Source organism: Alphaproteobacteria bacterium (genome assembly GCA_015231795.1).
In the GTDB taxonomy this organism is placed as follows: domain Bacteria; phylum Pseudomonadota; class Alphaproteobacteria; order Rhodospirillales; family WMHbin7; genus WMHbin7.
On record JADGAX010000005.1, the window covers coordinates 176,922 to 194,315 of the forward strand.

A 17,394-nucleotide genomic window follows, 5' to 3' on the forward strand; every position below is an offset into this window, starting at 1 on the left:
CTACCTGTGATTGTAACCACAAGCCCTTGCGGGGGTTGGGAGGATTCCATGCTGCGTCACGCCGATATATGGCATGCCATCGACCGTCTGGCTTTCAAGCACGGGCTGACGGCGTCCGGTCTTGCCCGCAAGGCGGGGCTTGATCCCACCACCTTCAACAAGAGCAAGCGCACCAGCCCCGAAGGCAAATTGCGCTGGCCTTCGACGGAAAGCGTGGCCAAGGTCTTGACCGCCACCGGCGCCTCGATCGCGGAATTCGTCACCATGATCGACAATCCCGACGAGACGGGCGCGGTGCAGCGCATTCCGCTGATCGGACTGGCTCAGGCCGGTTCCGACGGCTATTTCGACGATGCGGGCTACCCCACCGGCGCCGGCTGGGATGAAATCCCTTTCCCGGAAATGGGCGACAGCAAGGCCTATGCGCTGGAGATCACCGGCGATTCGATGGAACCGCTTTATCGCGAGGGCGACATCGTCATCGTCTCGCCCGCCGCCCAGATCCGCCGCGCCGACCGCGTGATCGTGAAAACCAACGATGGCGAGGTGATGGTCAAGCAGCTTTTGCGCCGCACCGCCAAATTCGTCGATCTGCAATCCTTGAACGATCAGCATCCCAACCGGTCCTTGCCGATCGAAGAGGTGGCGCTGATCCATCGCGTGGTCTGGGCCAGCCAGTAACCTGACACAAAACCTAATTGTCACAATTATTCCTTGACGCGCTCAGTCCGGCAGGCCATCCTTCCGGCATGGAGACGCTCGTTCCTCACCCCGACCGCCTGAACAGGCTGTCCTTGCATTACGATGGACCTCTTCCGCCCGAACGGTTGCGGCTTGCCTTGGCGCAATCCGATCAAGCGGCCGCCCGGGGACTGGCAATGGCGCAGGCTCGTTTCCTTGCCGCCATGGCCGGGTCTTCGCGCCAAGCGCTGGCGGGTGCTCGCCAGAAAATCGGCGTTGATTTGTGCGCCCTGGACAGGCTTCAGACGAATTTGAAATACGAGCGCGACCAAGCCGTCGGCTGGATCAGCCGGGCAGAGGCTTGGCCAGAATAAGCGTCGTTTTGGCTTCAGGGGCGGGAACGAACAGATCGATCCGCCAGCCCGCCTCTTCCAACAGGGCGCGCAACTGTTTCTCGTCGAAATCATTGAACCAGCCCTGGGCGCGCCGCTCCTTGATCTTGTCCTTGTCGCGCAGCCGGTAGGTCAGCACCAAGGACGGGCTGGCCTTGCGGCAAGCCGTAAGAACCTTGCCCGGATCATGCAGGAATTCCAGAACCTCGAGAAGGGCGACGGCGTCGAATGCGCCGTCCGGGAACTGGCCCTGATTGAGATCGCAAGCCAGCGTGCCTTCCGTCCAAGGTACGAGATCGCAAGGTACGTAATCGACCCCTGGCGCCAGATGCTTTTTCAAAAACATCTGCCCCGCCCCCAGGTCAAGCACGCGGCCCTTTTGCGGCAGCAACGAGGCGGCGGCGGCGGCACGCTCGATGGCCAGCCAAGACAGATTGGCCGGATCGGCCCAGAAACCCGCATCGCTGGTCAGGGCCGATTTCAAATTGGTCGTGCGCTTGGCCTTGGCCTCGCCTTCCTGGCGCGCCCGTTCGGGTTGGGTGGGGGCCACGGCCTGCGAAACCGGCGGGCGCGGATAGCTGTCCAGCGGCGCAAAGCCCGGCGCCAGAGCGATGAAATTGCACAAATCCTCGGTATCGACGAAGGGAATCAAGGGGCCGCCTAGTTGCTCGTTGGCAAAGCGCATCAGACGAAAGCCCTGCCCGGTCAGCCCGGCCAGCAAACGCGTGAAATTCTTGCGAGGCGCGCCCTCGTCGAATCCTCGCCCGCGTTCCAGAATGATCGCCGCCACCTGCCCGCTTGCCAGCAGGCCTTTCATACCCGCCACGACTTCGGGTTCCATGCCTTCTACGTCGATCTTGACGAAGCAGCGCGCATCTCGAAGGCTGGGCCGCTCGGCCAGCAGGGAATCGACGCTGACCAGACGCAACGCCCCCTTGGGGTCGGGCAGAACCGAGAATCCCATGCTGCTGTTGCCGCCCGCCGCCAGCCGCCCCTGGCCCGGCTTGTCGGCGCAGCCCGCCACCACGGTTTCGATCATATGGGCCAAGCCGTTGGCCGCCGCCCAGTCATTCAGCCTTGCCGCGTTCGACGCATCGGCCTCGACGGCCAGCACCCGCACTTGGCCCGGCCAACGACTAGCGCAGGAAAGGGCGATCACGCCCCAATGGGCGCCGATATCGAGAACGACGTCGCCGGGCGCCAAATGCGCATCGAGAAAGGCGCGCGTCGCGTATTCATAGCCGCCAAAATGGCTTTCGCGTTTGAGGATGAAGGCGGCCCCCGGATCCTTAAGCAGGCTTCTGGGCAGCGTCATGGTGAAACGCGGCCGTCCGTCGTCGCGCTTAGCCGCCGAAGGCAAGGTTAGAATGTCTTGCGCCGCCGATTTTTCCTGCAGCGCTATGAAGACTCGGCGCACGACGCCGTCCCAGTCATTGGGGCGCGGCTGGCGAAACAAGGTCAGCGTCGGATACCAAGGCGAATCCTGGCAGGTCAGCAGCCATCGCCAGTCGGGAGCAAAGGGCAGCAGCACCCAGGCGGGCTTGCCCAAAGCGCCCGCCAGATGCACCAGCGCCGTATCGACCGAAATGACCAGATCCAATTGCGAAACCAGCGCCGCCGTATCGGCGAACGAGCCGATCCGCGGGGCCAAATCGACCAGCAAGCCGCTGTCAAGAAAGGGCTTGGCCTCGACGGGCAGGTCCTGTCCGACCTGCAAGGAATAGAAGGCCGCACCTTGCAAGCCGAACAAGGGAGCCAGCTTGGCAAAGGCCATGCTGCGCAGCCGATCGCCCCGGTGGCGCGGATTGCCCGCAAAGGCCAGCCCCACCTTTAGATGCGCCCCCTGCGGGACCTTGATTTTCAAATTCTCTGGCACTGACGGGGCCAACAGGTACGGCACGCGGGCGGGAATGCAAGACAACTCGGTCTTGAACAAGGCGGGCAGGTCCAATAGATGGGCGTAGCAGTCGGTCTTGGGCAGGCCTTTGCCGTCGGTCACCACATCGGCCAAACCCGGCATCGATTGCAGCAAGGGGGCAAGTGCTGGCGAAGTGGCTAGAAACACCTTGCCGCCGCCCGCCACCAGCATGGGCACATAGCGAAGGAACTGAATCGTGTCGCCAGCACCCTGTTCGCCCAGCAGCAGAATCGAGCGCCCGGCCAAGGGCAGGCCGTCCCAGACCGGCACAGGCAGATGGGGCGGCGTGAAATCGATGTGACGCTTGCGCCATTCGTAATCGGCCCAGCCGGGACCCAGGCGGCCCGCCAGGAAATGAAGCCTCGCCCGCGCCAGATGGCTATCGATCAGATTGGCGTCCAGCTCCATCGCCCTTGCAATGGGGGGCTGGGCCTCCTCCAGCCGCCCCTGGCTGATCAACGTCTGGGCTAGGCCGGTATGAACCGCCGCCAGGCCTTCGCCGCCTTGGCGCAGCAAGGCGCGATAGATCGCTTCCGCCGCCTGATACTGGCCCTGCTGCGATTTGTGGAAAGCCATCCTAAGATGATGGCCAGCCGAGGTCGGCTTTAGGCGAATGGCGCGCTCCAGCGCCAGTTGCGCCGCATCATCCTGACCCGCATCGAACAAGACGTCGCTGAAAGCGGCCCAGGCGGCGACATTGCCAGGCTCCTTGGCCAGCAGCGTTTCCATGGCCGACAACGCCTCGTCCAACTGGCCCGCTTCCTTAAGCGCTAGCGCTAGGCCGCTGACCGCCGCCAACAGGATGTTCGAATCCTGCGCCGCCCTCTTGAAAGCGCCGACCGCTTCGTGCAGGCGCTTCAGGCGGCGCAAGGTCTCGCCCAGATTCTGCCACATGCCGGGCTGGCGGGGATCGATCTCCAACGCCTTGTAGAGCAGGCGCAGCGAGGCTTCCAGCTTGCCCAGGCGGCGCAGCACCACGGCGGCATTGACCAGCGAGGGAATGTGATCGGGCTGTTCGGCCATCGCCTGTTCATAGGCGCTGGCGGCCTGCTCCAATTGGCCAGACCTTTGCAGATCCAGCGCTCGCTCGAACGCCTCGAAGGGCGGCAAGATATCGATATCGGTCGCGGGCGTTGGGTCGGTCATCGCCGACCAAGTTAGCAAATGGCGACGGCTCAGGCCAGTCGGCTGTCGCAGGAGGTGATCAACGTGGCCTGACAGATCTTGTCCGGGCTGGCCTTGGCCCCCTTCTTCAACTCGGCGATCAGCCAGCCGATTTCCTCGACCGTCGATGGGCCGTGCGACGATGGAAGGTCGAGTTGGGCCGCCGACACGGTCAGAAGCGGGAAGCGGCGGATATTGCCTTCCCGGTCATGCGCCTCGATGAAGCCCGCCGCCCGGTCGGGCGCGTCGTAGAAACTTTCCACCTCATAGCGAAATTGCAGGCCGATGGCGCGCACCAAGGCGCCGACCGCTTCGCCGTCCATTCCCTTGAAGCAGGCGAAGAAGTCGTCGCCGCCCACATGCCCCACCGCAAAGCCATGGCTTTGCGCCTCGCGCGACAAGATTTCGGCGAACAGCAAAATGGCCCGGTCTCCTTGGCGGAAACCGTATTTGTCGTTGAAGGGCTTGAAATTGTCGAAATCGAAATAGGCGAAGGAATAGGCGTTCTCGGCGTCGGCCAGGGCTTCGGTGACCAGCCCGTGAATGACGCTATTGCCCGGCAGTTTGGTCAGCGGATTCTGATCGCGGGCGAAGGCCAAGTTCTTTTCGTTGATCACCTTCAGCAGGGCGTGCGCGCCCAGAAACCCCACATATTTCAGGTTCTCGACGATGATCACCCCTTCCGAGCTGGCGTTGGCCGAGAAGATTTCGAGGATCTTTTCGGCGGGCGTATGCACGTCTGCGATCGGGCACCGGGCGATGAAGTGCGTGATCTTGTAGCCGAAATTCTTGTTGCAGATGATTTCCTTGCCGTAGGTCGAATAGGTGAACTCCTTCAGGTCGCGCTCGCGGATCAGACCCATCGGCTCGCCCGCATTGTCGACCACGGGCAGGAAATTGTGGTTCTTGGCGTCCCTGAAGCGCGAGAAAACAGTGCGCATGTCGCTGGTGGCGGCCAAAGGCTCCAGCCGCTCGATCTGTTCGAAAATGATCTTCTGGTCGGAACCCTTCTGGCGGCGCTCGCGGCGGCTCAGTTTCTCGATGTCGGGATAGTGCGTGCGCAACAAAGCGGTCTCTTGCGTCGGATGCTGGATCATGTAGCCCTGCACCAGATCGCAGCCGATGTCCTTGCAGCTGAAGAATTCCTGCTCGGTCTCCACCCCTTCGGCGATCACCTCGATGCCCAGCACATGCGCCACATTGACCATGTTGGCGAGAAACAGCTTCTTTTTGGCGTCGGTCGAGATGCCCGCGATGAAGAAACGGTCGATCTTCAGATATTCCGGCTCGGCCTGATACAAAAGCTGAAGGCCGGAAAAGCCGATGCCGAAATCGTCGATGGCGATCTTGAAGGCGTCGCGCTTCAATTCGCGAATGATCTGGGTGGGGTCCAGCGTCAGCGGAAAGGGGTGGCGCTCGGACACTTCGAAGGTGACGGCGGTTTCGGACAGGCCTTCCTCGGCCAGGCACGATTTCAACGTTTGCAGCACCGGCAGTGCGCCCAGGGCGCGGTTGTCGGCGTTCAGGAACAAGCGCAGTTTGGCGGCGCCGGGCATGGTGGCGAACTTGCGCGCCGCCTTGGCCAGCAGCACCCCTTCGATGGCGGGCAGGACGCCCTGGGCATGGCAGCAATCGAAGAAATCGCCGATGCTGGCGAACCCGGCATCGCTCGTGTTGCGCAACAACGCCTCGTAGCCGCCGCAATAGCCGGTATGGATGTTGACGATGGGCTGAAAGGCGAAGTCCAGCTTGGACAGAATGTCTTGCCAGGCGCGGCCCAGGCGGGGCGGCACGGCCAGCGGCACCGGCCCCTTGGCGTGCGTCGGGCGTAAGGGCGACGGGGGAAATGGGCGAGCCATTGATCCCGCCTGGTCCAATTGAAGCATCGTCATCAGGCTCTCCGCGCTTGTTGCCGGACCGTTCAAAGCAGGCAAGGGATGCGCTTTTAGCCCGCAGAAAGTCAACATCTACAAGGACTTGCAACAAAACATTCATTTAAGCCGCTGGCAGGCAAACACTGGCTTTCCAATCCTTTCAAGCCATTGCATCATGCGCCATGATCGATTCCCATCCGCACGGACTGGCCGAACACCTGGATCTCATCGCCGCGATGAGCCTAAGTTTCGCCACGTCGCAGAATCTGGACGCCAGTTTGAAGCACGGGCTGGAGCGAATCGCCGACGCCCTGAACGCCGAGGCGGCGTCGCTGTTCCTGGCCGAAAAGGGCGAGTTGGTGTGCCATGCCTGCGCCGGGCCGGTCGACATCACCGGCCTGCGCATTCCGGTTTCCAGCGGCATCGTGGGCCGCGCCGTCACCGGCCGCACTACCCAGACAGTCTTCGACGTTCGAAACGATCCCGACTTTCACGCCAATGTCGACAGCAAGACCGGCTTCGTCACGCGCTCGATCCTGTGCGCCCCCATGGTGGTGCGCAACGAAGCCCTGGGCGCCATCGAGCTGATCAACAAATCGACCGGCGACGGATTGTTCGACGCCCCGGACGCCCGCGTGCTGGAGGCCCTGGCCTCGGCCGCCGCCCTGGCCCTGTTGAACGCCCGCATGGCCCAAGCTCTGGTCGAACAAGAACGCATGAAGCGCGAAATGGAGCTGGCCGCGCAAATCCAGCACAGCCTGCTGCCCGAAGACCGGCCCGCCCCCTTTCCCATCGCGGGGCTGGGCCGCCCCTTCCGCGAAGTGGCCGGCGATTTCTACGACATCCTGCCTTTGCCGGACGGCCGCATCGGCTTTTGCCTGGGCGACGTTTCCGGCAAGGGCATGGATGCCGCCCTTTTGATGGCCAAGACGGCCAGCCTGTTTCGCGCCCTGGCCAAGGACGAATGCGATCCAGCGCTTCTGGTCGCGCGCATCAACGACGAATTGTGCGAAACCGCCAGCCAGGGAAAATTCGTGACTCTGGTGGCGGGCTTCCTGGATGCGTCGGGACAGAAACTATCCTTCGCCAATGCGGGCCACGAACCGCCGCTGCTGATCCGCAAGGGCCAGCCCGCCATGTCGCTTCCCGCCCCGTCGCCGCCCGTGGGCATTCTGCCGGGAACGGTTTACGAATCCGAAGAGGTGGCGCTTGACGGAGGAACCTTGTACATCTTCACTGATGGCCTGACCGAAAGCACGGGGGAGGACGGGACAATGCTGGGAGCCGAGGGCGTCGCCGCCTTGATCGGCGAGCAAAAGGACGATGCGCCGCTGACCGACAAGCTGGCGGCCCTGGCCGATGGCGCCCTGGCCCCAGGGCGTCAAGTGCATGACGATCTGACCCTGCTGGCCGTCGATGGCAGCCAGCAGCCGGTTGACGGCCAACAGTTCCAACCCATCTTGCGCCTGGCCAGACTGGACGTGCCGGCACAGCCCGACCGCTTGAAGATGGTGCGCCGCGTAGTGGCCGAATCGGCGGCGCTGGCCGGGTTATCGGATGAAAAGAACGCCGATCTGGTGCTGGCGGTCGACGAGGCCATGCAGAACATCATCCGCCACGCCTATGGCGGCCCTTCGGACAAGCCGGTAAATATCGACATTTCGAAGGAAGAAGGACATCTGGTGGTGCGTATGACCGATTACGCGCCCGCGGTTGACCCAACGCGCATCCGGCCCCGTGACCTGGACGATGTGCGCCCCGGCGGGCTTGGCACCCATTTCATCCAGTCCGTGCTGGACGACCACCGTTTCGAACAGCCCCCGCCGGGGGCAGGCAACCGCCTCAAGCTGTCTATTCGTATCGAACAAGGACCCTTGCCATGAACATTTCCGTACGCGAAGACCGCGGCTTTCTGGTCATGACGCTGGATGGAGAAGCCGATCTTCAGCACACGCCTACGCTGCGCAAGATGCTGCTGGAATCGGTTTCCGGCGGCAAGCCGGTGGTGGTCGACATGTCGAATGTCAGCTATATCGACAGTTCCGGCGTCGCCAGTCTGGTCGAGGCCTATCAGTCGGCCCGGAAAAAGGGCTTTTCCTTCGCTCTGGCGGGCTTAAGTCCGGCCGCGCTGCGCGTGCTGCAATTGGCCAGGCTGGATCGGGTGTTCACCATCCATGCCACGCTGGACGCGGCGGTCGGAGGATAAGCGACTTGCCCGCCCGCCACCTTCATCTCGTCGAGAAGACCGGGCGCGCCACCATCGCTGGCATCGCCGAGATCGGCTATGGCGCCTTCCTGCTGGGCGAAAGCCTGTTCTGGCTGGTCATGGGCAGAAGGCGGCGCCAGCCGGTGCGCTTCGGCGCCGTGGTCGCCGAGGCGATGGAGTTCGGCGTGCGCGCCGTTCCCATCGTGGCCATCCTGGCAGGAACCGTGGGCGCCATGCTGGCCATCCAGGGCATCCATACGCTCAAGACCTTCGGCGCCGAGTCCCGCGTCACCTTCGGGGTGGCGCTGTCGGTGGTGCGCGAATTCGCCCCCCTCATCACCGGCATCGTGGTGGCCGGGCGCTCAGGCTCGGCGCTGGCGGCGCGCCTTGGCACCATGCGCATCAACCAGGAAATCGACGCGCTGCACGTCATGGGCATTGATCCTGTGCGTTTTCTGGTGGCCCCCGCCCTGCTGGCCATGCTGGTCGTGCTGCCGCTTCTGACCCTGCTGGCCGATTTCGTGGCCCTGACCGGGGCGGGCATGTATATCTGCATGGATCTGGGCATGGATTTTCCCGCCTATTGGGAACGGGTGATCGAAGCCCTGAAGGTCGATGATCTGGGCCACGGACTTGGCAAAAGCGTGATCTTCGCCGTGTTGGTGACCTTGGTCGGCGTGGTCAACGGTTCCCTGGTTCAGGGCGGCGCCGAGGGGGTGGGCAAGGCGACCACGCGGTCGGTCGTACACGCCATCAGCGCCATCGTGGTCACCGACATGCTGTTCGCCTTCGTGCTGACCAGATAGCCATGAGCGCCACCCCCAACCGCACCCCCAACAAGGTGATCGAGGTCAGAGACCTCGTGACCCATTACGGCACCCGCCAGATCCTGAAGGGCATCTCGCTTGACATCCACGAAGGCGAGATCATGGTCATCATGGGCGGCTCGGGTTCGGGGAAGAGCACGCTGCTTAACCATCTGCTGGGCCTTTTGAAGCCGTCGTCGGGAACGGTCAGCATCCTGGGCCAGGACATCAACAAACTGTCCGCCGTCGAGATGACCAAGCTGCGCACGCGCATGGGCGTGGCCTTTCAGGGCGGCGCCCTGTTCAGTTCGATGACGGTCGGCGAGAATATTCTGCTGCCGCTGCGCGAACACACAGAACTTGACCACAGCACCATGGCCATCATGGCGCGCCTGAAAATGGAAGTGGTGAAGCTGGCCGATTTCGAAAATCTGATGCCCAGCGAATTGTCGGGCGGCATGATCAAGCGGGCCGCCCTGGCCCGCGCCATCGTGATGGACCCCAGGCTATTGTTCTGCGACGAGCCGTCGGCGGGGCTGGACCCCGTCGTGTCGGCGGCCATCGATGAGTTGATCATCACCCTGCGCGACGCCATGGGCATGACCATCGTGGTGGTCACCCACGAATTGGAAAGCGCCTTTCGCATCGCCGACCGCATCTGCGTGTTGGACCGGGGCGACATCTTGATGGTCGATACGGTCGAAGCCGTGCGCTCAACCAGCAACGAACGCATTCAGAATCTGTTGAACCGGCGGCTCGAGGAGGCGACACTCGACCCCGACGATTACATGCGCCGCCTGACCATTGGAATATAACGGGGGATTTGGGAAGACATGCGCACCCTTGACACCAATTACGTGGCCGTGGGCGCCTTTGTGCTGGCGGGCGCGGCCGGATTGATCACGGCCCTGGCCTTGCTGACCGGGCGCACCGGCTCGGCCGACATGTACTACACCGGCTACGACAACGTGTCGGGCATCAAATACGGCACCGTGGTTTCCTATGAAGGCTATCGCGTCGGCCAGGTGGAATGGGTCAAGCCCTATGGCGAGAAGGGCAAGCCGCGCTTCAAGGTGGCGCTGGCGGTTCAGGAGGGCTGGGAAATTCCCGAGGACAGCGTGGCGGCCATCACCTCGTCGGGCCTGCTGGCCGCCGTTTCGATCGATCTTCGCGCCGGACGCAGCGAAACCCTGGCCAAGCCGGAGGCCGTGCTGCAAGGGGCTAGCAGCTCCAACATGATGGCCGTGGTTTCGTCCCTGGCGGGCGACATGGGCGACCTGACCCAGAACGGGCTGAAGCCGTTGCTGGCCAGCCTGCTCCACTATGTGGACACGCTGGGTTCCACGCTGGAAAAGACCGCCCCCGATCTGCTGGCCAACATGCAGACCTTGTCCAAGGACCTGTCGAAGCGCGGCCCCGCCATTCTTGAAAATGCCGAAAGCCTGTCCGGGCGTTTGAGTCAGGCGGGCGAGCGCGTTCTGTCCGACAAGAACATCGACGAGATGGACAAGACCGTGAAGATGATGGGCGAGTTGAAAGCCACCAAGGCCCAGGTCGACCATCTGATCGCGCAATTGAACGCGACAGCCGCCGACGCCAAGCCAAGCGTCGCCCAGGGCCTGACAGATTTGAACCACACGCTGCGCGTGGTCTCCTCCAGCATCGATTCGATCACCGTCAACATGGAAAGCACCAGCCGAAACATGGCGGAATTCTCACGGCGCATCCGCGACAATCCAGGCCTGATCCTGGGCGGCGGAGCGCCACCCGACGAGGCCGCGAAATGAAAATGCGCATCCTGCTTGCCCTGCTTGCCCTCGCCCTGCCCCTGGCCGGTTGCGGCGGAGCGCCCCCGCCGGCCGAGCATTTCTACCGGCTGACCACACCCGTCGTTGCGCCGTCTGCCAAGCCCCTGCCCGGCATCCTGGTCGTCGAGCGGCTGCGCGCCGACGGCGTGACCGGCGAGCGCCCGATAGCCCATTCTCGCGCCGATCAGCCCAAGAATCTGGAAACCTACCGCTATCATTTTTGGACCGAAGCGCCGGGGCGCATGTTGCAGCAGCATCTGGTGAAATCACTGAACGACGCCAAGGCGGCCAGCCAGGTCTTGACCGACGAAGTGAAGGTTGAGGGCGTCTGGCTGTTGAAAGGCCGCCTGCTGCATTTCGAGCAGGTGTTGGGCAGCCAGCCCAAGGTGGTGATCGAAGCCGACATGACGCTGATGAAGGCCAAGGATTACAGTCTGGTCCATCGCGGCCTGTATCGCGAAGAGGAACCCGCCCAGGGCGACAGCCCTGCCGCCGCGGTCGACGCCATGCAAAAAGCCTTCGAACGCTTAAGCCAGCGGATCGCTGCCGATCTGAAAGCGCCGTAACCCCTTGGCAAAACGTCCTCGCTATGCCGTGTCGCGGCCCATCAACCGGCCGATCGAAGCGCGCAACGCCGAAATCGTCATTGAGCGCCTAGGCGCCAGGGGCGACGGGATCGGCCAGTTGGGCGGCACTCCCGTCTTCGTGCCGCTGACCCTGCCCGGCGAGCGCGTGCTGGCGCGCATCGAAGGCAAGCGCGGCGACGGCCTGACCGCCAGCGTTCTTGAATGGCTTCTGCAAGACCCGGCCCGCGCCAAGCCGCCCTGCCGCCATTTCGGCATCTGCGGCGGCTGCGCCGCCCAACATATGAACGACAAGCTCTATGTCGCCTGGAAGCGCGGCATCGCAGTGGAAGCCTTGTCCAGGGTGGGCGTGCCGGAAGAACGGATCGCCCCCTTGATGCGGGTGTCGGCGCACACTAGGCGGCGCGCCAGCTTCGCCTTCAGAAGAACCCGCGACGGCGTGTTGCTGGGCTTCAACGCCAGGGCCAGCCATCAACTGGTGGATGTCGGCGAATGCCCGCTGTTGCATCCCGATCTGGAATCGGCTCTGCCCGGCTTGCGTCTGGCCTTGAACGGCGTTCTGACCGGCGATGCCCAGGGCGACATCGCGCTTCAACTCACCGAAAGCGGTTTGGACGCGCTGATTACCTGCGACCTGACGCTCGATCTGTTCAAGCGCGAAAAGCTGGCCGTCATGACCGAGCAGGCCAATCTGGCCCGCATTTCGTGGCGACGGCACGAAGACGAGGACCCCGAACCCGTCTCCGAGCGCCACGCCCCCATCGTGACGTTGGGCGGCGTCGCCGTTCACTTGCCGCCGGGCGTCTTTTTACAGCCCAGCCGCGAGGGCGAAGCCGCCATCACCGCCCAGGTCATGGCGGGCCTGTCTGGTCTGGATGGTCCGGTGGCCGATCTGTATGCGGGCGTCGGCAGCTTCAGCCTGCCCCTGGCCGCCTGCCATCCCGTCCATGCCGTCGATGGCCATGCCCAGGCCGTGGCCGCCTTGAAACAGGCGGGCGACCGCATCGCCCTTGGCCGACTGACCACCGAGCGCAGAGATCTGTCCAAGCGCCCCCTGCTGGTCCATGAATTGAAGAAATTCAGCGGCGTGGTGATCGATCCGCCGCGCGCCGGAGCGCGCGAGCAAGTAACGGAACTGGCTATGGCCGCAACGGTTCAAAAAACCGTCATGGTGTCTTGCAATCCGGCGACGATGGCGCGCGATCTTTCCATCCTTATAAACAAGGGATGGCGTCTTGACTCGGTCGTGCCAATCGACCAATTCTTATGGACGCCGCACCTGGAACTGACGGCGATTCTTCATCAAACGATCAAAAAATCTTGAGGACCCTGCCGATGAAAACGCGTGTCGTTTTTCTTGAACTGTCCGGCCACCCCACCGTCATCCTGCCCGTCAAGCCTGAAGTCGCCGAAGACATCGAACGGGCCAAGGCCGCCATCGTCAAATACAAGCCGCATTTTGCCAAACACACCATCGTGCTGATGGGAAACGGCCTGCGCCCGGTTTACGTCGGCAAGGGCGAGCTGGTGCGCCAGCTCGACGCCATGGACGAAACCTTGCTGAAATGGACGGACATCGAATTGGTCCCGGCGGGTTACACCGTTCTTTAGCCGAAAACGCCGCCCCATTCGCTTTTCAAGGCGAGGTCCAGATCCTCGATGCTGGGCGTGTGGCCAAGCGCCCAGATGCTGGTGACGCCGCTGTCTTGCAGGCCGCAAGGCACGATGCCCGCAAAATGCGAGAGGTCAGGGTCCAGATTGATCGCCACCCCGTGATAGGTGACGCCCTGGCGAACCCGCACGCCCAAGGCGGCGATCTTGGCCTCACGTCCTTGGCCGGTCTCGACCCAGATGCCCACCCGGCCCGCCCGGCGTTCCGCCCGGATGGCGAAATGATCCAGCGAACGGATGATCCATTCCTCAAGATCGTTGACATAGGCCCGGATGTCGCCGCCCCTGGCCTTCAAGTCCAGCATGACATAAGCCACCCTTTGGCCCGGCCCATGATAGGTGTATTGGCCGCCGCGTCCGGCCTGGAAGACCGGGAACCGGTCGGGATCGAGCAAATCGGCTGGTTTGGCGCTGGTGCCCGCCGTGTAAAGGGGGGGGTGTTCCAGCAGCCAGACCCACTCCGGGGCCAATCCGGCCCGGATGGCGGCCACCCTGGCCTCCATCGCCGCCACGGCGTCAAGATAGCCGGTTTGGCCAGGGCTTACGGTCCATTCCATGTTTCTTTGGGTCATCGGGCGAACTTTGTTGCGGGACGGCTCATGATTTGCTAAGTCCTCCGGTCTCTGAAGGCAAGCCCTTCAGTTCACCAGATCGCGGTCGTGGCGGAATGGTAGACGCGCAGCGTTGAGGTCGCTGTGGGGGAAACCCCGTGGAAGTTCGAGTCTTCTCGACCGCACCATTTGCTGGAATCCGTCCCGAGGAATGAGGGCGGACCGGCGGCTCTAGCCAGGACAGGCCCGCACCATGTCCAGTGATTTGCGCGAATCCGCGCTTGAATACCATCGGTTTCCGACTCCCGGCAAGATCAGCGTCACGCCCACCAAGCCGCTGGCCAATCAGCGCGACTTGGCGCTGGCCTATTCGCCGGGCGTAGCCGCCGCCTGCGACGTCATCGTCGAAAACCCGGCCGAGGCCGCCACGGTCACCGCCAGGGCCAATCTGGTCGGCGTAGTCACCAATGGCACCGCCGTCCTGGGATTGGGCAATATCGGCCCCCTAGCCGCCAAGCCGGTGATGGAGGGCAAGGGCGTCTTGTTCAAGAAATTCGCGGGCATCGACGTCTTCGACATCGAAATCAGCGAATCCGACCCCGACCGGCTGGTCGAGATCATCGCCAGCCTGGAACCCACCTTCGGCGGCATCAACCTTGAAGACATCAAGGCGCCGGAATGTTTCGTGGTGGAAAGCAAGCTGCGCGAGCGGATGAAGATTCCCGTCTTCCACGACGATCAGCACGGCACGGCCATCATCGTCGGCGCCGCCGTCTTGAACGCGCTTAAGCTGATCGGCAAGAAGATCGAGGAGGTCAGGCTGGTCTGTTCGGGCGCTGGCGCCGCAGCCCTGTCTTGCCTGGACGTGCTGGTCAATCTGGGCATGAAGCGCGAGCATATCATGGTGTGCGACATCGAGGGCGTGGTCTATGAAGGCCGCACCAGCTTGATGGACCCCTACAAGATCCGCTATGCCCGCAAGACCGAGATGCGGGCCTTGGGCGACGTCATTGCAGGCGCCGACATATTCCTGGGCCTGTCCGCCCCTCGGGTGCTGAAACCCGAGATGGTGGCCAAGATGGCCGAGCGCCCGCTGGTTTTCGCGCTGGCCAATCCGACGCCGGAAATCATGCCGGAAGAAGTGCAGGCGGTGCGTCCCGACGCCATCATCGCCACCGGCAGAAGCGACTATCCCAATCAGGTCAACAATGTCTTGTGCTTTCCTTATCTGTTCAGGGGGGCCTTGGACGTCGGCGCCACCACCATCAACGAAGCGATGAAGCAAGCGGCCGTGAAAGCGCTGGCCGAACTGGCGATGGCCGAACCCGACGACCGGGTGGTGTTGGCCTATGGCGGCGAGGATTTGCATTTCGGCCCCAATTACCTGATCCCCAAACCCTTCGATCCCAGGCTGATTCTGGTGGTGGCGCCCGCCGTGGCCAAGGCCGCCATGGACAGCGGCGTAGCCACAAGGCCGATCGCCGATTTCCAGGCTTACCGCGACCGACTAAGCCAGTTCGTCTTCCGCTCAGGGCTAGTCATGAAGCCGGTCTTCGAGCGGGCACGGCGCGACGCCAGACGCGTCGCCTATGCCGAAGCCGAAGACAGGCGCGTGCTGTTGGCCGTGCAGACGGTGGTCGATGAGGGTTTGGCCAAGCCGGTGCTGATCGGGCGCAGGGACGTTCTGGAAAAGCGCATCCAGGAATTGGACCTGCGCTTGAAGCTGGGCGAGAACGTCGAACTGTGCGACCCGCAGAACGATCCGCGCTATCAGGAATATTGGAAGCTCTATCACAAGCTGATGGGCCGCAAGGGCATCTCGCCCGAATATGCCCGCACGGTGGTGCGCACCAGAACCAGCGTGATCGCGGCTTTGATGCTGGCCAGGGGCGAAGTGGAAGCCATGATCTGCGGCACGTCGGGCCGCTTTACCCGCCATTTCGGCCACATCATGGACGTGATCGGCCTGAAGGCGGGCGTGAAATCCGCCGCCGCCATGAACCTGATGATTCTGCCCAAGGGCACCTATTTCCTGTGCGACACCTATGTCACCCCGGAACCCAGCGCCCAGCAGATTTGCGAAACCACCCTGCTGGCCGCCGACGAGGTGAAGCGCTTCGGCATCGAACCCAAGATCGCCCTGGTCTCGCATTCGAATTTCGGCGCGCGCGACAGTGTCACGGCGGTTCGCATGCGTGAAGCGCTGGCCATGATCTTGGAACGCGCTCCTCACCTGGAAGTGGACGGCGAAATGCACGGCGACGCCGCGATTTCCGAGGAAATCCGCAACAACATCTTCCCCGAATCAAGGCTGAAGGGCGAAGCCAACTTGTTGGTCATGCCCAACATGGACGCCGCCAACATCTCGTTCAATCTCTTGAAGGTGCTGGGCCAGGGCCAGTCCGTGGGGCCGATGCTGATGGGCGTGGCCAAGCCCGCCCATATCCTGACCCCGTCCGTCACCGTGCGCGGCATCGTCAATATGAGCGCCTTGGCCGTGGTGGACGCCCAAATGTACAAAGCGCCATGAACCTGCCGATCCCCTTTTCCGACCTGATCGCGGCGGACGCGGATGGACGCCCCGTCCTGTCGCCCGAGGTTCATCATCTGCCGCATTTGCTGGAAATGGATGCCGAGGCGGTGCTGGCCTCCTTCAAGAAAAGTCAGGCCGACGACTTCACGCGCATCATCGAAGGGTTGAACGATCCCGCGAATCCCTTGAAGCGCATTCTGGACCAGTTGGTCCCGCTGGGCCTTTTCCCGGTCGATCCCAGCGCCTTGCAAGCGCTGTTCATCGATCTGCACGACCATGTGATGAGCCATCCGGTTTGGCGCCATCCCTTCTTCCTGCGCGTTTTCGAAGGGCGCGTCACGCAAGAACAGGTGGTTCAGTTCGCGCTGCACTACTTCAACCAGATCAAGAACACCCGCCAATGCGTGGCCTTGTCGCTGGGCCGCTTCAACGGATTGCAGGAACGAAATCACGGCCAGGCGTCGGAACGCATCTCGGAACTGACGCAGATCGTGCTGGCCCAGTTGATCGCCGACGAATACGGCGTTTCCACGCATGCGGTCGACGGCTATCCCGGCATGGCCCAGCTGTTCGGCGCCACCACCCACATCGTCATGTACCGCCAGTTGTTCGACGGTCTGGGCATCCCTTTCGCCCAGCAGGACGTGCCGTTGCTGAACGGCGTGGCCGACAATGTGCTGACCCAAAGGCTGGTGGCGGGCGATCTGGCCTTTTCGCCCTTGGAATCGCTGGCGTCGGTGGGGCTGGGCATGGAATGGGGCGTGCCCGAATTCTTCACCTTGCTGCTGGGCGGGCTGATCCGTTTCGCCTGGAAGAACAATCTGGCGCTCAATCAGCATCATTTGTTCGTGCTGACGGCGCATGTGAAATACGACGTGCTGCACGCCATCGCGGTGGTGCTGGCCACCTCTTTCCACTGCCGAAACCAGGAAGATGTGAAGGCGGTCAAGAACGCCACCAACATGCTGATGGCGGCCCGCTTCGGCATGATGACCGATCTTTACCGCCATGTGTTCAAGGAAGACTGCGCCCCCTTGGGCGAAATCGGACTGGCCGAGCATTACAAGATTTCGGACGGACGGATCGTTTCGGCGCTGCGAAAGGCCCGCCAGTCTTGCGACGCCAAGGCCCTGTTCGATCCGGCAGGCTATGCCCGCCACCCCCTGCCTTTCGTCTTAACAGCATGACAAGCCCGAGATAATCTGA

Annotated in this window: 15 protein-coding genes and 1 tRNA gene; 13 read left to right on the forward strand and 3 right to left on the reverse strand. The window is 62.9% G+C overall.

The genetic code is table 11. The annotated features are described in order from the left end of the window. Window positions 1-48: 48 nt before the first annotated feature. Together HQL44_12270 and HQL44_12275 are read left to right on the forward strand one after the other, a co-directional pair. The gene (locus tag HQL44_12270; GenBank protein ID MBF0269355.1) at window positions 49-681 is read left to right on the forward strand and encodes a helix-turn-helix transcriptional regulator; all 633 of its coding nucleotides are present in this window, start codon (window positions 49-51) and stop codon (window positions 679-681) included. Between the two features lie 68 nt (window positions 682-749). Then, window positions 750-1,055 carry a hypothetical protein gene (locus tag HQL44_12275; protein ID MBF0269356.1) on the forward strand — a complete coding sequence of 102 codons (306 nt, stop codon included), beginning with the start codon at window positions 750-752 and terminating at the stop codon, window positions 1,053-1,055. On the opposite strand, the gene HQL44_12280 is transcribed toward HQL44_12275, so the two are convergent. Both HQL44_12280 and HQL44_12285 read right to left on the reverse strand, forming a co-directional pair. Further along, the gene (locus HQL44_12280; protein MBF0269357.1) at window positions 1,027-4,137 is read right to left on the reverse strand and encodes an FkbM family methyltransferase; all 3,111 of its coding nucleotides are present in this window, start codon (window positions 4,135-4,137) and stop codon (window positions 1,027-1,029) included. The two genes, HQL44_12275 and HQL44_12280, sit on opposite strands and share 29 nt — an antisense overlap. Before the next feature lie 29 nt (window positions 4,138-4,166). Continuing rightward, on the reverse strand, window positions 4,167-6,014 hold the full coding sequence (locus HQL44_12285; GenBank protein MBF0269358.1) for a GGDEF domain-containing protein: 1,848 nt from the start codon (window positions 6,012-6,014) through the stop codon (window positions 4,167-4,169). 197 nt (window positions 6,015-6,211) lie between these two features. Here HQL44_12285 and HQL44_12290 point away from each other — a divergent pair, with 197 nt between their 5' ends. Genes HQL44_12290 through HQL44_12325 form a run of 8 tightly spaced genes read left to right on the forward strand, consistent with a single transcriptional unit; the run spans window position 6,212 to window position 13,044 of the window. Further along, window positions 6,212-7,912 carry a SpoIIE family protein phosphatase gene (locus tag HQL44_12290; GenBank protein ID MBF0269359.1) on the forward strand — a complete coding sequence of 567 codons (1,701 nt, stop codon included), beginning with the start codon at window positions 6,212-6,214 and terminating at the stop codon, window positions 7,910-7,912. Further along, entirely contained in the window at window positions 7,909-8,235 is a 327-nt protein-coding gene (locus HQL44_12295) for an STAS domain-containing protein (protein ID MBF0269360.1), read from the forward strand. Before HQL44_12290 ends, HQL44_12295 begins: the two co-directional genes overlap by 4 nt. Window positions 8,236-8,240: 5 nt before the next feature. Further along, window positions 8,241-9,041: an ABC transporter permease gene (locus tag HQL44_12300; GenBank protein MBF0269361.1), complete on the forward strand. Its 801-nt coding sequence runs from the start codon at window positions 8,241-8,243 to the stop codon at window positions 9,039-9,041. A 2-nt stretch (window positions 9,042-9,043) separates the two neighbouring features. Further along, window positions 9,044-9,856: an ATP-binding cassette domain-containing protein gene (locus HQL44_12305; GenBank protein ID MBF0269362.1), complete on the forward strand. Its 813-nt coding sequence runs from the start codon at window positions 9,044-9,046 to the stop codon at window positions 9,854-9,856. Between the two features lie 18 nt (window positions 9,857-9,874). Further along, window positions 9,875-10,828: an MCE family protein gene (locus HQL44_12310; GenBank protein ID MBF0269363.1), complete on the forward strand. Its 954-nt coding sequence runs from the start codon at window positions 9,875-9,877 to the stop codon at window positions 10,826-10,828. Beyond that, window positions 10,825-11,415: a membrane integrity-associated transporter subunit PqiC gene (locus HQL44_12315; protein ID MBF0269364.1), complete on the forward strand. Its 591-nt coding sequence runs from the start codon at window positions 10,825-10,827 to the stop codon at window positions 11,413-11,415. Before HQL44_12310 ends, HQL44_12315 begins: the two co-directional genes overlap by 4 nt. A 4-nt stretch (window positions 11,416-11,419) precedes the next feature. After that, a complete protein-coding gene (locus HQL44_12320; protein MBF0269365.1) occupies window positions 11,420-12,757 on the forward strand; it encodes a class I SAM-dependent RNA methyltransferase in 1,338 nt (445 codons plus the stop codon). A gap of 11 nt (window positions 12,758-12,768) precedes the next feature. Beyond that, window positions 12,769-13,044 carry a hypothetical protein gene (locus HQL44_12325; protein ID MBF0269366.1) on the forward strand — a complete coding sequence of 92 codons (276 nt, stop codon included), beginning with the start codon at window positions 12,769-12,771 and terminating at the stop codon, window positions 13,042-13,044. Here the strand turns inward: HQL44_12325 and lipB are convergent. Then, window positions 13,041-13,676: a lipoyl(octanoyl) transferase LipB gene (lipB, locus tag HQL44_12330; protein MBF0269367.1), complete on the reverse strand. Its 636-nt coding sequence runs from the start codon at window positions 13,674-13,676 to the stop codon at window positions 13,041-13,043. The genes HQL44_12325 and lipB overlap by 4 nt on opposite strands. An 81-nt stretch (window positions 13,677-13,757) precedes the next feature. On the opposite strand from lipB, the gene HQL44_12335 reads away from it, so the two are divergent. The 3 genes from HQL44_12335 to HQL44_12345 all read left to right on the forward strand — a co-directional run bounded on the left by HQL44_12335 (window position 13,758) and on the right by HQL44_12345 (window position 17,375). Beyond that, a tRNA-Leu gene (locus HQL44_12335) sits at window positions 13,758-13,843 on the forward strand. 65 nt (window positions 13,844-13,908) lie between these two features. Further along, window positions 13,909-16,185, forward strand: coding sequence for an NADP-dependent malic enzyme (locus HQL44_12340; GenBank protein MBF0269368.1), 2,277 nt, complete (start codon window positions 13,909-13,911; stop codon window positions 16,183-16,185). Then, window positions 16,182-17,375: a hypothetical protein gene (locus HQL44_12345; protein MBF0269369.1), complete on the forward strand. Its 1,194-nt coding sequence runs from the start codon at window positions 16,182-16,184 to the stop codon at window positions 17,373-17,375. The genes HQL44_12340 and HQL44_12345 overlap by 4 nt, the downstream gene beginning before the upstream one ends. Window positions 17,376-17,394: the final 19 nt, after the last annotated feature.

Bases quoted from the DNA above. Each gene is read 5' to 3' on its own strand.
- HQL44_12290 (MBF0269359.1), top strand. From the start codon at position 6,212: ATGATCGATTCCCATCCGCACGGACTGGCCGAACACCTGGATCTCATC.
- HQL44_12305 (MBF0269362.1), top strand. From the start codon at position 9,044: ATGAGCGCCACCCCCAACCGCACCCCCAACAAGGTGATCGAGGTCAGA.
- HQL44_12310 (MBF0269363.1), top strand. From the start codon at position 9,875: ATGCGCACCCTTGACACCAATTACGTGGCCGTGGGCGCCTTTGTGCTG.
- HQL44_12285 (MBF0269358.1), bottom strand. From the start codon at position 6,014: ATGGCTCGCCCATTTCCCCCGTCGCCCTTACGCCCGACGCACGCCAAG.
- HQL44_12275 (MBF0269356.1), top strand. From the start codon at position 750: ATGGAGACGCTCGTTCCTCACCCCGACCGCCTGAACAGGCTGTCCTTG.
- HQL44_12340 (MBF0269368.1), top strand. From the start codon at position 13,909: ATGTCCAGTGATTTGCGCGAATCCGCGCTTGAATACCATCGGTTTCCG.
- HQL44_12345 (MBF0269369.1), top strand. From the start codon at position 16,182: ATGAACCTGCCGATCCCCTTTTCCGACCTGATCGCGGCGGACGCGGAT.
- HQL44_12295 (MBF0269360.1), top strand. From the start codon at position 7,909: ATGAACATTTCCGTACGCGAAGACCGCGGCTTTCTGGTCATGACGCTG.
- lipB (MBF0269367.1), bottom strand. From the start codon at position 13,676: ATGACCCAAAGAAACATGGAATGGACCGTAAGCCCTGGCCAAACCGGC.
- HQL44_12280 (MBF0269357.1), bottom strand. From the start codon at position 4,137: ATGACCGACCCAACGCCCGCGACCGATATCGATATCTTGCCGCCCTTC.
- HQL44_12270 (MBF0269355.1), top strand. From the start codon at position 49: ATGCTGCGTCACGCCGATATATGGCATGCCATCGACCGTCTGGCTTTC.
- HQL44_12315 (MBF0269364.1), top strand. From the start codon at position 10,825: ATGAAAATGCGCATCCTGCTTGCCCTGCTTGCCCTCGCCCTGCCCCTG.
- HQL44_12325 (MBF0269366.1), top strand. From the start codon at position 12,769: ATGAAAACGCGTGTCGTTTTTCTTGAACTGTCCGGCCACCCCACCGTC.